The organism is Sinomonas terrae, from assembly GCF_022539255.1.
GTDB classification, from domain to species: domain Bacteria; phylum Actinomycetota; class Actinomycetes; order Actinomycetales; family Micrococcaceae; genus Sinomonas; species Sinomonas terrae.
In genome coordinates, this window is record NZ_JAKZBV010000001.1 from 127,519 (window position 1) to 142,400 (window position 14,882).

The following is a 14,882-nucleotide window of genomic DNA, read 5'->3' on the forward strand; positions in this document are numbered from 1 at the left end:
TGGGGTTGCGGGCCTTGTTCCTTGGAAGTGTTTTTTTGTGCCCGTGTGGGTGCGAGGTTTTCAAGGGCGTACGGTGGATGCCTTGGCATCGGGAGCCGATGAAGGACGTGGGAATCTGCGATAAGCCTGGGGGAGTCGATAACCGGACGGTGATCCCAGGGTGTCCGAATGGGGAAACCCCGCCGCATGTCATGTGCGGTGACCTGCCGCTGAACGCATAGGCGGTGTGGGGGGAACGCGGGGAAGTGAAACATCTCAGTACCCGCAGGAAGAGAAAACAACAGTGATTCCGTCAGTAGTGGCGAGCGAACGCGGACGAGGGCCAAACTGTGCGCGTGCGATACCCGGCAGGGGTTGCGCGCATGGGGTTGTGGGGTCCTGCTTGGTGCGTCTGCCGGCGTGCCGGGGCGTGGTGGGGTATAGGCGAACGGTCTTGAACGGCCGGCCGGAGTGGGTGTGAGTCCCGTAGCCGTGAATGCCCTGCTTTTCGTCCTTGCGGGTGTCCCCGAGTAGCACGGGGCCCGAGGAATCCCGTGTGAATCTGTCAGGACCACCTGATAAGCCTGAATACTACCCGATGACCGATAGCGGACCAGTACCGTGAGGGAAAGGTGAAAAGTACCCCGGGAGGGGAGTGAAAGAGTACCTGAAACCGTGCGCCTACAATCCGTCAGAGCCGGCTGTTCCGGTGATGGCGTGCCTTTTGAAGAATGAGCCTGCGAGTTAGTGCCGTGTCGCGAGGTTAACCCGTGTGGGGGAGCCGCAGCGAAAGCGAGTCTGAACAGGGCGTTCAGTGGCGCGGTCTAGACCCGAAGCGGGGTGATCTACCCATGGCCAGGTTGAAGCGACGGTAAGACGTCGTGGAGGACCGAACCCACTTCAGTTGAAAATGGAGGGGATGAGCTGTGGGTAGGGGTGAAAGGCCAATCAAACCCCGTGATAGCTGGTTCTCCCCGAAATGCATTTAGGTGCAGCGTTGCGTGTTCCTTGCCGGAGGTAGAGCTACTGGATGGCCGATGGGCCCGACCAGGTTACTGACGTCAGCCAAACTCCGAATGCCGGCAAGACCAGCGCAGCAGTGAGACCGCGGGGGATAAGCTCCGTGGTCGAGAGGGAAACAGCCCAGACCGCCGGCTAAGGCCCCCAAGCGTGTGCTAAGTGGGAAAGGATGTGGAGTCGCAGAGACAACCAGGAGGTTGGCTTAGAAGCAGCCACCCTTGAAAGAGTGCGTAATAGCTCACTGGTCAAGTGATTCCGCGCCGACAATGTAGCGGGGCTCAAGCACACCGCCGAAGCCGCGGCAGTCCCATGCGTCCCTAGCCTTCGTGGTTCAGGGGTGGGGCTGGGTAGGGGAGCGTCGTGCGGGCGTCTGAAGCCGCCGGGTGACCGAGCGGTGGAGCCCGCACGAGTGAGAATGCAGGCATGAGTAGCGAAAGACGGGTGGGAAACCCGTCCGCCGGATGATCAAGGGTTCCAGGGTCAAGCTAATCTGCCCTGGGTGAGTCGGGACCTAAGGCGAGGCCGACAGGCGTAGTCGATGGACAACGGGCCGATATTCCCGTACCGGCGAAGGACCGCCAGTGCCGGAGGGCCGATGCTAACCGACGGATCCCCGTCGCCCTTCCCGCCCTTCGGGGCGGGGGGTGCGGGGTGAGCGCGGGAACCGAGGCCCCGAGGCAAGCGCATTAACAGGTGTGACGCAGGAAGGCAGCCCGGCCAGGCGATGGTTGACCTGGTCCAAGGATGTAGGGCGGACGGTAGGGAAATCCGCCGTCCATGTGCCTGAGGTCCGACGGGACCCCCGCGAGGGGGGATCGGGTGATCCTATGCTGCCGAGAAAAGCATCGGCGCGAGGTCCTAGCCGCCCGTACCCCAAACCGACACAGGTGATCAGGTAGAGGATACCGAGGCGATCGAGAGAATCGCGGTCAAGGAACTCGGCAAAATGCCCCCGTAACTTCGGGAGAAGGGGGACCCCGACCCTGGAGGCCACGCGCTGGCCCGAGGGGGGAGGGGTCGCAGAGACCAGGGGGAAGCGACTGTTTACTAAAAACACAGGTCCGTGCGAAGTCGCAAGACGATGTATACGGACTGACTCCTGCCCGGTGCTGGAAGGTCAAGAGGACCCGTCAGCCCCCTCCGTGGGGTGAAGCGGAGAATTCAAGCCCCAGTAAACGGCGGTGGTAACTATAACCATCCTAAGGTAGCGAAATTCCTTGTCGGGTAAGTTCCGACCTGCACGAATGGAGTAACGACTTCCCCGCTGTCTCGACCGCGAGCTCGGCGAAATTGCACTACGAGTAAAGATGCTCGTTACGCGCAGCAGGACGGAAAGACCCCGAGACCTTCACTACAGTTTGGTATTGGTGTCCGGAGCGGCTTGTGTAGGATAGGTGGGAGACTGCGAAGCGGGCACGCCAGTGCCGGTGGAGTCGCCGTTGAAATACCACTCTGGTCGCTTTGGGCATCTCAACCTCGGCCCGTGATCCGGGCCAGGGACAGTGCCTGACGGGTAGTTTAACTGGGGCGGTTGCCTCCCAAAGGGTAACGGAGGCGCCCAAAGGTCCCCTCAGCCTGGTCGGCAACCAGGTGGCGAGTGCAAGTGCACAAGGGGGCTTGACTGTGAGAGAGGCATCTCGAGCAGGGACGAAAGTCGGGACTAGTGATCCGGCGGCACCTCGTGGAAGGGCCGTCGCTCAACGGATAAAAGGTACCTCGGGGATAACAGGCTGATCTTGCCCAAGAGTCCATATCGACGGCATGGTTTGGCACCTCGATGTCGGCTCGTCGCATCCTGGGGCTGGAGTAGGTCCCAAGGGTTGGGCTGTTCGCCCATTAAAGCGGTACGCGAGCTGGGTTTAGAACGTCGTGAGACAGTTCGGTCCCTATCCGCTGCGCGCGCAGGAGATCTGAGAAGGGCTGTCCCCAGTACGAGAGGACCGGGACGGACGAACCTCTGGTGTGGCAGTTGTACCGCCAGGTGCACCGCTGCTTGGCTACGTTCGGATGGGATAACCGCTGAAAGCATCTAAGCGGGAAGCCCGCTTCGAGATGAGATCTCCAAGGACGAAAGTCCTGAAGGCCCCCAGCAGACCACTGGGTTGATAGGCCGGACGTGGAAGCAGGGACCAAAGACCTGCGAAGCCGACCGGTACTAATAGGCCGACAGCCTCACACACACACACAACGGCACTGCCCGCGTCCACTCTACGGTCCCCGGACAACAACCCCACGGGACACCCCCCAAAAGGGGAACACCCCCCCAACGGGGGACCAGCACGACCGAACACAGCACAACCGAACACAGCACCGCGCACCAGCGCACCGCGACCGCACGCTTCCCCACCACTCCCGCACAGCCGGGGGCCGGTGCGAGGAGAGAGGGTTACGGCGGCCATAGCGTGGGGGAAACGCCCGGACCCATCCCGAACCCGGAAGCTAAGCCCCACAGCGCCGATGGTACTGCACCCGCCAGGGTGTGGGAGAGTAGGACACCGCCGGACAGCACCACACGCCGAGGGCCCCACAACGACCGTGGGGCCCTCGCCGCACTTAAAAGGACCACCAGGCAAGCCGGCACCCCGCAACACAGCCCGCTTCCCCGTCTCGGGTACAGAAAACCGCCCCCACAGGCATCTCGGGTACAGATCATCTGTACCCGAAACGGATGCTACGCCTGGGCACTGGGGGCGCTGGTGGCACAATTCACTTTGTGGCCAGCCCGCCCTTCCCGAACGACTTTCGCACTCCCCGCGGCCAGGTGCTCGCGGTCCACGTCGATGTCCCGAGGGCAGCATGAACGACAGGCCTGGCTTCGACCATCGGGTCGACGAGTACATTGACCGACTGCCTGAGTGGCAGCAGGCCATCTGCCGCCGGGTGCGCGAGACAGCTCACGCAGCTGATCCCGAGGTGCAGGAGACTATCAAGCGATCCGTACTGCCGTACTTCGTGCTGCAGGGCAACGTCTGCGCACTGCTCGCTGCAAAGGACCACGTCAACGTCTTCATCTACGACCCGATAGCGCCGGACCCGAACGGCATCATCAATCAGGGGCAGGACAACGCCACGGCGCGCAGCGTTCAGATCTACCCCGGCGACGAGACTGACTGGGCGGCCCTGCAGGAGCTCTTCTGCGCAGTCATTGCCGACAACCGTGCCGGCGGCTGGCGCCGTATTAAAGCCGCAAGCGAGGAATGATCGAGGAAGATCTCGGCACGCAGGAAGATCTCGGCACGCTAGAAGAAAAGAAAATGCCCCGGAGCGACGATTGGGGGGTGCGCGCTCCGGGGCGGTATGTGGAGGCCGCGTGGGCCTGCTATCAAGGGTAGACAAGGCCAGTACATTTCGCCACTACTCTCGGTCACAAAGTTGGGAGTCCACTCCCGAGACTGACGCCGGAATTGCGACGAGGAACTGACCACCGACTCCCCATGCGTCTGCCCTTGCCCAGCTCATCCCGGCATGCTCGGATATGCACATGGACAACCCTCGATACCTTTTGGCCATCGGCACGAAGAAGGGCCTGTGGCTGGCGACGAGCAACGACCGGCGCGTGTGGGAGCTTTCCGAACCGCAATTCCTCATGCAGGAGATTCCTGCAATCGGCATCGATACGCGCGGGGGTCGCAATCGGCTGCTCGTCGGCGTCCGCTCGGAACACTTCGGCCCCACTGTGGTCCACTCCGACGATCTCGGAGCGTCCTGGACTGAACCTGAGCGCGCCTCAATTGCGTTCGCCGAAGGCGATGATGCCGCCGTCGAACGTATCTGGCAGATCCTTCCCGACACCGAGGACCGCCCTGACGTTGTCTGGGCGGGCGCCCAACCCATCTCGGTGTGGAAGTCGACCGATGGCGGCGAGACGTTCGAGCTCAACCGCGGTCTGTGGGAGCACCCTGACAAGAATGATTGGGGTGCGGGCTACGGCGGCGCGGCCGCGCACTCCATCGTGCCGGACAGGCATGATCCTCAGTTGGTGCACATCGCGATGAGTACCGGCGGGGTGTATCGCAGCAGGAACGGCGGGGAGAGCTGGGAACGCGCAAGCAAGGGCATCTCGGCGTACTTCCTGCCTGACCCTGAGCCCGATATGGGGCAGTGCGTGCACAAGATCGCAGCTGACGCAGATGGCCGGCTCTATGCCCAGAACCACCGAGGCGTATTCCGGAGCGACAACCAGGGCGAAAGGTGGGTCTCGATCGCGGAGGGCCTTCCCGCAGACTTCGGCTTCGTCATGTTGACGCATCCAAGCCGCAGTGGGACCGCGTGGGTCATTCCTTTGGTTTCGGACTACGAGCGGATTGCTCCTGAGGGGCACCTGGCGGTCCACCGAACGGATGACGCCGGGGCGACGTGGCACAAGTTCGACGGCGGACTGCCTGCGCACGATTTCAACGTGGTGCTGCGCGACGCTGCTGCAGTCGACGGCGGAGACCCGGTCGGTGTCTACTTCGGAACACGCGGCGGCTCGGTCTACGCGAGCGGAGACGAAGGCGAATCCTTCGTCGAGGTGGCCTCGAGGCTGCCGGACGTCCTGTGCGTTCGGGCAGCGGTTCTGGACAGTGCGGGGACGGCGGGCTGAGCCGTGGTCACCCTCGTGCTGCCAACGATCTTGGCGGAGGTGGCAGGCGGCCGCACGGAGTTCGCCCTGAATGGCGTCAACTCCGTGCGGGCCGCCTTGGACGACGTGGCCAGCCGTTACCCGATCCTCGGGCGAAGGCTGCGCGATGAGCGGGGGCCAGCTTCGGCGGTATGTCAACGTGTACGTGGACGGTGATGATGTGCGACGGCGCCAAGGGCTCGATACCGCCGTCGCGGAGGGGCAGGAGATCCTCGTCATCCAGTCGGTTGCTGGAGGCTGATGTCAGGCGACGAGGTCGCCTCCTTTGTAGGTGACCTCGGTCTGTACGTGCCAGAGGGAGAAGTCCTCCTCCTGGATAGCGCGGCGATGGCGGGTATCCTCGTCCCGAATCCAGACAAGGCCGATGCCTGGCGCGGTGTCGTAGACGGTCCCCCGGAGGACAGTGACGCCGCTGCGGGCCTCGATGAGGTCCCCGCGGCGGAGTTCGCTGAGCTTCCGGATGCGGCGGTGGGTCTCACTGGTCATCAGGTGCTCCTTCAAGCGTCAGTGGTGTTCCGACTGCTTCAGTCTCGAATACGGCCGTTTCGGCCCGGTTTCTACCGCGTGAGCGTTCAGTAAGGAGTTGGAGGCGTAAGCGTTTCCGCACGTCAGCGGCGTAATTTAGAACACGGAACCCCCTCCTCGCGAGTCAAGCAGGGCTTCCGCGTGTCCGCCCGCTAAACCAGCGGTCATAATGCGAAAATAAGCTGTGACTGCGCCCAGTACTCGTCAGTAGGGGTATCGCAACCGGACCGCGCACGATAGCGTCTATGACCTGACCCAGCAATGAAGCAGGGTCGAAGTGGGTACTGAATTCGGTACTTGGGTGACAGGCGAAGGGGCGTGCCGTGGCAGCAAGGTTCGAGGTGCTCAAGGATGAGGCAAGGCTTTACCGAGTGCAGTTGAGGTCGGCCGAGGGGGTGGTCGTGGCAGTCGCCCAGGGACTTCAGTCTCTTGATGCGGTCAAGCACGTGATCGCCTCCGTGCGGGAAAGCGCAGCAATCGGGCTAGTGGTGGATATGACGCAGCCCTTCTGACGCCTCCAGCGTCATGACGAGGTGCAACGTTGGTGCAACCTCGTCGGACGCGATGAGAGAGGCCCCCGCGTACACTGTGAGGCACGGCACACATAAGGGAGTGGGTGGACGTGCGGACAGTGCAGCGGGTGCCCGCGGGGCAGGAGGCAGCGCGCGACGTCGTGGAAGACTCGTGGCGCCGTTCCTTCCGGACGCATCCACGTCGCGAAGATGCCGCGGTGGAGAGCGTACTGGGGGAGGACGAGCTTCGAAGCTACCGTGAAGGCCACGCGCTGGCTCCCGTCATGCCGCTTATCTCGGAGCTCTTGGTGCAGCCCGCAACTGACGCAGGGACCGTCGTCGCTGTCGGCGACGAGAGTGGAAGGCTCCTGTGGATCGACGGTGATCGGACGGTCCGTCGGCGCGCCGAGCGGATGGCGTTCCTCGAGGGCGCCGACTGGTCGGAGGGCAGCATCGGCACGAGCGCGCCGGGTACGGCGCTCGCGACGCGCGGTCCGATCCAGATCGCCGGGCCGGAGCATTTCAGCCCTCTCGTCGAGGCTTTCTCGTGCACGGCTGTGCCGATACGCGACCCGCGCTCAGGCGAGCCCATCGGCGTCGTCGACATCACGGGAGGCGAGCAGGCCATCTCCGGCTACGCGATGCCCCTCGTCCGGGCCGCCGTCGCCGCAGCGGAGGAGCGCCTCCGCGCGCTCGCGTCAGCGTCAAGGGGAAGCCGCCGCGCGCCGTCGTCCGCTCCTGCCGTGCTCTCGGTCACCGGGCGCGATCACGGGGTCCTCCGCTCGGGCGAGAGGACTCTGAACCTGTCCGTCCGCCATTCGGAGATCCTTGTGGTCCTGGCAGACAACCCAAGAGGCCTCACCGCGGAAGAGCTTTCCGACCGGCTGTACGAGCAGTCCGTGCCGGCTGTGACGTTGCGCGCGGAACTGGTGCGGCTCCGCAAGGTCATCGAGCGCTTCGACGGCGGTGTCGTGCTGCATTCCCGCCCCTACCGCGTCGAGGGGCTCGAGGTCGACTCAATGCACGCACTGGCCCAGCTCGAGCGGGGATCCCACCGCCTTGCGCTGAATTCCTACGGTGGCCAGATCCTTCCGCGTTCGGAGTCCCCAGCGATCGCGGAGCTCCGCGACGAGCTCTCCGCAACCCTCCGCGAGGCCGTGGTGGGAAGCGCGGGCGCCGATGTCCTGATGGCGTACCTCCAGCTCCCCGAAGCAGCGGACGACACCGAAGCCTGGCAGACCGCGCTCCGCCTCCTTCCGCCGCGCTCGCCCAAGCGGGCAGCCGTTGTGGCCCACCTCGAGCGGCTTCTGGGCGCCTGAGGGATCTGGGGGCGCGGGCCTCCGCTTCTCCCTCTTGATGGGAGGCGAAGAAGGTCGCGGACAGGGTCTGGAATTCTGTCGGTGGGGGAACGTACGCTCCAGATGTCGGAAGCGTCCGGCTCCCGCAGACGACCAAGGAGATCTGTTATGCCCACGATTCTGAACCCATACCTCAGCTTCAAGGACAACGCCCGCGAGGCGATGAACTTCTACCAGTCGGTCCTCGGGGGTGACCTCACGATCTCCACCTTCGACGACTTCCATGCGGCTCAGGACGAGTCCGAAGGTCCGCTCGTGATGCACTCGATGCTGACGACTCCGAGCGGTATCACCCTCATGGCCTCGGACACTCCCGAACGCATGGAATACCGCCCCGGAACCAACTTCTCGATCTCCCTCAGCGGGGATGACGAGGAGGAGCTGCGCGGCTACTGGGACAAACTCACTGACGGCGCGACCATCACGATGCCCCTCGAGAAGGCCATGTGGGGCGACACTTTCGGCATGCTCGTCGACAAGTTCGGCATCTCTTGGCTTGTCAACGTCGCCAGCCAGCCGGAAGGCCAGTCCAGCGAGGAATCAGCAGCTGACGTCACACCGCAGGTGTAGGGGCAGCGCACGCTGCTGCAAACGGGCGTGCGGATAACGGGCGACTGGGCGCTCACGAAGCGGGGCGGTCCTCGCGCTTCTGCTTCGTGAGCGTCTCGTCGATGATGTCGCGGATTTCGAGCAGCAGTTCGGGCGAGAGATCGCTCGTGAGGCTGCGGGCTGCGAAGCTCTTGACCTCGGCCTCCCGCATGGCGCGCAGGAGGTCGAGCTGGGCCGCCACCCGGGCCGGGGTCTCGGCGTCGGCGTTCGTGAGGAACGCTGCCGGAACTCCGAAGAAGTCCGCGAGGGCCTCGAGGAGGTCCGTGTCGGGAGTCATCGGTCCGGTACCGGCGCGCATATAGTGCCACCGCTGGCGGGAGATGTGGAGGCCGCGGTCCTCGACGGCCTTCTTGATGTCCGGGAACGTGTACCGGTGGCCCCCCTCGGCCGCGACGACGTCCAAGAGCGTGTTGAGACGCTCCGCCAGAACCTCCTCGGGCTTCTGAGGTTCGTGCTCAGGCATAGAGGGCTCCCTCCGATTTCTTGACAAGCTTCGATTCGGACTCGCTCAGCAGATTCCCGCCTGCGGCGAGATTGCTGTCGAGGATCTCGACGAGGGTGCGATGCAGCCGCGCGCGTGGATTGCGGCCAAGCACTCCCTTGAGAGGAACGGATACCGAGTCTATGACGACACCGGCGTGAGCGGTGCGCCGCCACACGGGGTGGAGCCGCAGGAGATGGTAGCGCTCGTAGAGCTGCCACTGGGCTACGCGCTCCGAAATCGAGGGCAGCATGAGACCGAACGAGAGCAGGAGCGCTGCAGTGCCCTCGAGGGCCTGGAAGGCGTTCTGCAGAAACGGCTCGTAGTCCAGACCGACGAAGGTCAGGACGATGAGCTGCCGTAGGAATTTCGCGGCGAAGGCCACCACGGTGATCACGCAGCCCAGCGCGACTGAGGTGAATCCGGTGCGGAACATGGCCGAAGCCATCTGGGGGAGGTAGCGCAGGCAGACGATGGTCACTTCGACGGACACCGCGGCAAGGAACGCGCACAAGGTCGCCATGAAGACGAAGACGCCCACATCGCTCTGCGACACTGCGTCGAACGCGGGACGGGAGAGATGCTGGTCCACCGTGACGGCGCCGGCCGTGGACGCGCAGGCAAACGCCACGCAGTAGACGGTCATGGCCGCCGTCGTCTGCAGGAGGCCGCGTCGCAGGACCGGCTCCTGCTCCTCGGGGGCGACCACTGCCTTCACGATTGCCGTTCGGAACAACCCGAACGAGAGCATGATGAGGCAACCGCTCATGAGGCTGGCCATGCCCGGCAGTCCCAGGCTGGAGTCGACCGAGCGGAAGACGGCTGGGTAGCTGATCGTGGTCGCGAGCGCGGCGGGCAGGGCGACGAAGAAGACGAGGTCGCCTCGCTGGCGAATGCACGAGGGGAGTCGCGAGAGTACGAGCAGCCACAGCGCCACGATGGACGCGAGGACGATCACCCGAACACCCCTCTGAAGTTCCCCGGCTCTACTCGCCCGGCGCGACGGGTGCGGGCCAGCGCATCCGCGAAGAGGTCGGCGAGTGACTCGGCGACGATCTCGGGCTCCGTGTGCCGCTGGCAACGGGCGAGGCACTTTGATACAAGGCTCGGACTGAGATCGGGCAGGAGGGTTGCGAGGTGCTCCTCTTCGTCCATGAGCCGCTCGTGGTTGAGGGCCATGTGGGCGAATTCGTGGAGGATGATCTGCTCGCGGTGCAGCGGCGAGGAAGTCTCGGCGTGCAGGATGAGGTCGGTTTCTGGGAGGGAAAACCAGAGCCCGGAAATTTGGTTTCTGGCGAGTTCCTTGACTTCGCGGATCACGATCGACTTGCCGCGATCGTCCTCGAGGAGCTCGCGGAGGTCTTCGAGGGTGACGCGTTCGGGAACGTCGAGGTCGTGAAACGCCGCGGCTGCTTGGCCGCGAAGCTGTTCCATGTCCATAACGCCACCCTTGGTCTCACCTGCGGACTCGCACCAGAATATCAGGGCTTGGACACGTCCATTTATCACGACAAACCAGAAATGTCACAAAAGATACATAACCCTTTCACAAAAGTGATGGACACGTGACCGTTTCGGTCAGTAGAGTCGGTCGCGTGACGGTCGCTCGGCCGGTCGGTTATCCCTTTGTGTTCAAGGCTGGCAAGTGATCAAACGGTTGTGGCAGTTTCCCGCTGTCATCGGCGGAACTGCGCTGCTCACTTTCTGCGGCGTGAGCGCACTTCAAGCCAGCGTGAACGGCCCGCTCCGCGCCTTCGGGGCGAGCGTCGAGGCGGCGCGTGCGAGCGCTTCGGCCAGCGCGGCTGCCCTCGCCGTTGCAGCCGGTGCCCCCGTCCACGCGTCCTCAGGATCGCCGCTCGACGGTGAGCCGACGAGCATCGGGGCCGCGGGCGTCGTCGTCCCCCCGTCGCCTCAGCCCACGCCGGCGGACGACGACGCGCCCTCCATGTCTGAAAGCCGCGCCAATGGTGCAGGTTCTGGGGGCGCGGGTTCAGACGGAGCTTCGGCCAACACGGGAGCGGGCGACGGCGGTCCGGCCGGCGGTGGCGGTAGCGGCCAAGGCTCTGACGCGGGAGACGCCAAGAGCCCGGGCCAAAACGGAAGCGGCCAAGATGGAAGCGGCCAAGACGAAAATAGCCAAGACGAAGCTAGCCAGTACGGCGCCGCCGGCGGCAACGGTCTGCAGGCTGTGGTGGGGCAAGGGGCTACCGGCAGTACAGACGGGATGGAGGGACTGAGCGGGGGCTCAGTTTCAGGACCTGCAGGAGCCGCGTCGGCTCTTCCGGGTGTCGCTCATCCTGGCTCAGGCGCCAGCGCCGCGGGAGGTGTGCACTCGTCGTCGTCCGCCACCGCGGGGGCGAGCGCATCGGCGCGGACCCAGCAGCTCACCCAGGAACTCAGCCGATGGCTCGGACTGACCCCCGGCGGCAATTCTCAGGGGAAGGGCCACGGCTCAGGACTCTTGGGCGGCAACTAGCCAAGGGGCATGCGGAGCGGCCAGCCCTGCCCGTCGAGGATGGTCTGGGTGCTCTGGCCCGTCGCCTCATTCACGATGACGGGAGCCATGAGGTTCACCGTCGTGCCGTTTCCGCCGGGGGTTGCGACCACGAGGACTCGCGCGTCTTCAGGAGAGGCGAGCCCAAGGGTGCGGCAGGGGGCTGAGATCTCGGGAGCGTAGCCCGGAACGTACACCGCGGCGTCGAGCAGGAAGAGGCGGACCTCGGGAGCTGTCTCGGGGCGGAGGCTGAAGAGGCCGGCAGCGCCGTCGACCGCTTCGAGCGTGAAGTCGGTGTGTGGGGCGAGGCCGGGGAGCGGCTCCGCGAAGGTGAGCGCGCTCACTTGAGGAAGTCCATCAGGCTGGGCTGCAGCGTCCGCGCGGTGACCGCGAGGGCGGCCTGGTAGTTCGTCTGCTGGAGCTGCAGGTCGAGGGCCGCCTGGCCGAGGTCGAGGTCCTCGATGCCCGAACGCTTCGCCTCGAGCGCATTCTGCTGTGTCATGTTCTCCGATCCTGCGCGCTGGAGTTGGGCGAGCCGAGTCCCGACATCGGCGCGACCATTGACGACTGCGTTCATCCCGGCGTCGAGTGATTTCAGCTGTGAAGTGGGATCACTGCCGTTCCGTAGGTCGGAGGATATCGCGTCCAACACGTTGAAGACCGAGTTTGATCCCGTGCCGAAGACTGCCGCGCCGTTCGCGTCTACTTGGACGGTCTGATCGGGGCCGATTCGGCGCTGGACGGTGTCGCCCGCTGTCCCGTTGAAAGTGGGCGGCGTGCCGTCGGTGAACGCGCTCGCTGCGTCCGAGGTCCCCGCGAAGATGCTGCGTCCCAGGTATTTCGTGTTGGCAGCGGCGAGCAGGTCGCTGCGGAGGGAATCGATCTGGGCCGCGAGTGCGTTCTTCGCGTCCTGGTTGAGCGAGCCGTTCCCGCCCTGGACGGTGAGGTCGCGGACTTGGCGCAGGTAATCCGTCGCGTTGCTCAGGGTTGAATCGAGGGTCGTGAGCCAGGACGTCCCGTCGTCGATATTCCTCTTGTATTGGCTGTTGGCCGCAATCTGGGCGTGCACGTTCAGGGAATCGGCGCTTCCCACGGGATCGTCCGAGGGGCGGGTGATCCGCTGCCCTGAGCTCGCGGCGTCCTGCGCTGAGGAGAGGCGCGCTTGGCTCGTGCCGAGGCGGCGCTCTGCCGCACGCAGCATGGTCTGGTCGGTCACGCGGAGCATCTCAGAGTCCTACCGTTCCCATGTGGTTGATGAGGGTATCGAGCGTCTGGTCGAGCGCTGTGAGGACCCGCGCCGCCGCCTCGTACGCGTGCTGGCCCGCGAGGAGGTTCACGTTCTCCTCGTCCAGGCTCACCGAGGCGTTGGACGTCTGGGCGGTCTTGGCGTTCGTCGCGGCGCTCTGGGCCGTCGTCGCCTGCTGCTGCGCGGCTTGGGACGCGCTGCCGAGGACTGAGACGAAGGAGGTCCATCGGCTGTCCGGCGAGTTGGTCTGGGTGCTGAGCTGGGAGATGGCATCGGCGTTCGAACCGTCGTTGGCGCCCGAGCTGAGCGCTCCCGTGGCAATCCCGCTCGCGTCGGTGGGGACGACTCCGAGGCCTTGAGCAGGCGGAAGGGAGGGGTCGAGGCTGAAGAAGTCCAGCCCGGTCGTGCCGGCCGGCGTCTTTCCCTGGGCATGCGCGGCGTTGACGGCCTGCGCGAGGGACGTGGCGAACGCGTTGTACCGTGCTGCGGCTTCGGCGATGGGTCCACCCGTCCCTGAGGCGTTCGCGGGAGCGAGGACCGAGAGATCGCCGGCGATGGTCCCGCCGTCGAGCCCGACCGGGACGCTCGGGCGATCCGCCCACACGAGCGAGGGCGCGCCCGACGACGTGTCCGCCATGCTCTGCGGCCCGGTGAGCTGGACGGCGCGCGCCGTGCCGCCCGTGACGAGGGCGTTGCCGCCGAGGAAGACAGTGACCGTGCCGTCGGCCTGCTGTCGAACGGATCCACCCGCGAGCGAGGCGATCGTTTCGGTGAGCTTCGACCGCTGATCGATGAGCTCGTTGGCGTTGCCGCCCGCGGCCAGAGTAGAGCGGATGGTCGTGTTGAGCGAAGCGACCTGGGTGGCGGCGTCGTTGAGCGAGGTGACCATCCCCTGCGCCTCCGACTGGGTCGAGGCCCATTGCCCAGCCAAGGCTGAGTAGCCACTCGAGAGCTTTGCGGCGAGCTGCTTGCCGTTCTGGATGACTGTCGAAGCGGCGGATGCATCGCCCGGCTGGTTCGCAAGGTCCTGCCAGGACGACCAGAAGGACTGAAGCTGAGCCGAAATTCCGTTGGCCCCCGGCTCCTGGAGGGTCCCCTCGATGTCTTGGTACGCCGTCGACCGCTGTGCCGCGTAGCCTGCGGACGACGACGTCGACCTCACCGAGGCGTCGAGCAGCGCGTCGCCGAGCCTCGCGATGCCATCGACCGAGACGCCCTGGCCAACCTGCTGAACCGGGGCGGATCCCATCGTCTGGGCAAGCGGACCCATGGCGGACTGCTCGATGCGTTGGCGCGTGTAGCCGTCGGTCCCGACGTTGTCGATGTTCTGGCCCGCGAGGTCGATCGCCTGCTGTGCGGCGGAAAGGCCGCGGTACGCCGCGTTGAGGGCGCCGAATGTGCTCACAGTCGTCCTTCGGTCAGAGGTCCCGGGCGAAGAGGCGCGATTCAGTCGCAGCCGCGGGGCGCCCCTGGGCGTCGTAGGTCTTCGCCATCGATGTCACGTCCGCGAGGGTCTCCTGAGTGGAGCGCGAGGCGGCGCGGAGGAACTGCGCGTTGGAGTCCCGGAGTTGGCGGATGACGGCGGTCTGTTCCGTCATCGCCTTGAGGTGCGCCGTGAGAATCTCGCCCCACGGCCCTTCCGGAGCGCCCGCAGCGAGCTCCCGCAGGGTCGCTTCCTCGGGCAGGCCCCATTCGGCGGCGACCGCCGCGGCGGTGACGGCCCGCGCGAGCCCGGCGGAAGAGAGCCGTTCGAGGACCTGCTCGACCTCGCGCGTCGCGTGCGAAACCCACCGCGTCTTGCCCGCAGTGAGGAGGAGCTGCTCCTCCTCGAGCTTGAACGTCAGGAGGTCCAGCAGTTCGCGCTCATGCCAGAGCTGAGCCGAGAGGTCGTGGATCGCCATTCCGTGGCCAACTCCTCATCCGTGAGCCTTACAGGACGCGAACGCGGCGGTCGGCGCCCCGTTGGAGGACTCTATCGGCGGGGTGCGGGCCGTGGTAAGCGGAACCTGCAGGGCGTGAGGAGAGCAGGGTCCG

14 protein-coding genes, 2 rRNA genes and 1 pseudogene are annotated in these 14,882 nt (G+C 65.3%); 9 read left to right on the top strand and 8 right to left on the bottom strand.

What is annotated here, in order from left to right; all coding sequences use genetic code 11:
• Nucleotides 1–50 precede the first annotated feature (50 nt).
• From L0M17_RS00585 to L0M17_RS22840, 5 genes and pseudogenes are all read left to right on the top strand, one after another.
• A 23S ribosomal RNA gene (locus tag L0M17_RS00585) occupies nt 51–3,178 on the top strand.
• 208 nt (nt 3,179–3,386) lie between these two features.
• A 5S ribosomal RNA gene (gene rrf / locus L0M17_RS00590) occupies nt 3,387–3,503 on the top strand.
• Nucleotides 3,504–3,795: 292 nt separating this feature from the next.
• Nucleotides 3,796–4,200 (top strand): DUF1801 domain-containing protein, encoded by a 405-nt coding sequence (locus L0M17_RS00595; RefSeq protein WP_241050253.1) that lies wholly within the window; start codon nt 3,796–3,798, stop codon nt 4,198–4,200.
• A 280-nt stretch (nt 4,201–4,480) separates the two neighbouring features.
• The gene (locus tag L0M17_RS00600) at nt 4,481–5,584 is read left to right on the top strand and encodes a WD40/YVTN/BNR-like repeat-containing protein (protein WP_241050255.1); all 1,104 of its coding nucleotides are present in this window, start codon (nt 4,481–4,483) and stop codon (nt 5,582–5,584) included.
• A 30-nt stretch (nt 5,585–5,614) separates the two neighbouring features.
• Nucleotides 5,615–5,864, top strand: a pseudogene (locus tag L0M17_RS22840) (MoaD/ThiS family protein).
• A 2-nt stretch (nt 5,865–5,866) separates the two neighbouring features.
• Here the strand turns inward: L0M17_RS22840 and L0M17_RS00610 are convergent.
• Entirely contained in the window at nt 5,867–6,109 is a 243-nt protein-coding gene (locus L0M17_RS00610) for a hypothetical protein (RefSeq protein ID WP_241050257.1), read from the bottom strand.
• 362 nt (nt 6,110–6,471) lie between these two features.
• On the opposite strand from L0M17_RS00610, the gene L0M17_RS00615 reads away from it, so the two are divergent.
• The 3 genes from L0M17_RS00615 (at nt 6,472) to L0M17_RS00625 (ending at nt 8,588) form a co-directional block, all read left to right on the top strand.
• The gene (locus L0M17_RS00615) at nt 6,472–6,660 is read left to right on the top strand and encodes a YegP family protein (protein WP_241050258.1); all 189 of its coding nucleotides are present in this window, start codon (nt 6,472–6,474) and stop codon (nt 6,658–6,660) included.
• Between the two features lie 104 nt (nt 6,661–6,764).
• Nucleotides 6,765–7,979, top strand: a complete 1,215-nt coding sequence (locus tag L0M17_RS00620; protein ID WP_241050261.1) for a sigma-54-dependent transcriptional regulator family protein — start codon at nt 6,765–6,767, stop codon at nt 7,977–7,979.
• Between the two features lie 147 nt (nt 7,980–8,126).
• Nucleotides 8,127–8,588, top strand: coding sequence for a VOC family protein (locus L0M17_RS00625; protein ID WP_241050262.1), 462 nt, complete (start codon nt 8,127–8,129; stop codon nt 8,586–8,588).
• Between the two features lie 52 nt (nt 8,589–8,640).
• Here L0M17_RS00625 and L0M17_RS00630 read toward each other — a convergent pair whose 3' ends face one another.
• From L0M17_RS00630 to L0M17_RS00640, 3 genes are read right to left on the bottom strand one after another with little or no spacing between them, the layout of a single operon-like run.
• Nucleotides 8,641–9,090, bottom strand: coding sequence for a hypothetical protein (locus tag L0M17_RS00630; protein ID WP_241050264.1), 450 nt, complete (start codon nt 9,088–9,090; stop codon nt 8,641–8,643).
• Complete coding sequence (locus L0M17_RS00635; RefSeq protein WP_241050266.1) at nt 9,083–10,066, bottom strand: hypothetical protein; 984 nt, start codon at nt 10,064–10,066, stop codon at nt 9,083–9,085. The genes L0M17_RS00630 and L0M17_RS00635 overlap by 8 nt, the downstream gene beginning before the upstream one ends.
• A complete protein-coding gene (locus L0M17_RS00640) occupies nt 10,063–10,548 on the bottom strand; it encodes a hypothetical protein (RefSeq protein ID WP_241050268.1) in 486 nt (161 codons plus the stop codon). Before L0M17_RS00640 ends, L0M17_RS00635 begins: the two co-directional genes overlap by 4 nt.
• A gap of 205 nt (nt 10,549–10,753) precedes the next feature.
• On the opposite strand from L0M17_RS00640, the gene L0M17_RS00645 reads away from it, so the two are divergent.
• A complete protein-coding gene (locus L0M17_RS00645; RefSeq protein WP_241050271.1) occupies nt 10,754–11,584 on the top strand; it encodes a hypothetical protein in 831 nt (276 codons plus the stop codon).
• Here the strand turns inward: L0M17_RS00645 and L0M17_RS00650 are convergent.
• The 4 genes from L0M17_RS00650 to flgN are packed head-to-tail and all read right to left on the bottom strand — an operon-like array spanning nt 11,581 to nt 14,749.
• On the bottom strand, nt 11,581–11,946 hold the full coding sequence (locus L0M17_RS00650) for a flagellar assembly protein FliW (RefSeq protein ID WP_241050272.1): 366 nt from the start codon (nt 11,944–11,946) through the stop codon (nt 11,581–11,583). The genes L0M17_RS00645 and L0M17_RS00650 overlap by 4 nt on opposite strands.
• Nucleotides 11,943–12,827 (bottom strand): flagellar hook-associated protein FlgL, encoded by an 885-nt coding sequence (flgL, locus tag L0M17_RS00655; RefSeq protein ID WP_241050273.1) that lies wholly within the window; start codon nt 12,825–12,827, stop codon nt 11,943–11,945. The genes L0M17_RS00650 and flgL overlap by 4 nt, the downstream gene beginning before the upstream one ends.
• A 1-nt stretch (nt 12,828) precedes the next feature.
• Nucleotides 12,829–14,253 (bottom strand): flagellar hook-associated protein FlgK, encoded by a 1,425-nt coding sequence (flgK, locus tag L0M17_RS00660; RefSeq protein ID WP_241050274.1) that lies wholly within the window; start codon nt 14,251–14,253, stop codon nt 12,829–12,831.
• A gap of 13 nt (nt 14,254–14,266) precedes the next feature.
• Entirely contained in the window at nt 14,267–14,749 is a 483-nt protein-coding gene (flgN, locus tag L0M17_RS00665; RefSeq protein ID WP_241050276.1) for a flagellar export chaperone FlgN, read from the bottom strand.
• Between the last annotated feature and the right edge of the window lie 133 nt (nt 14,750–14,882).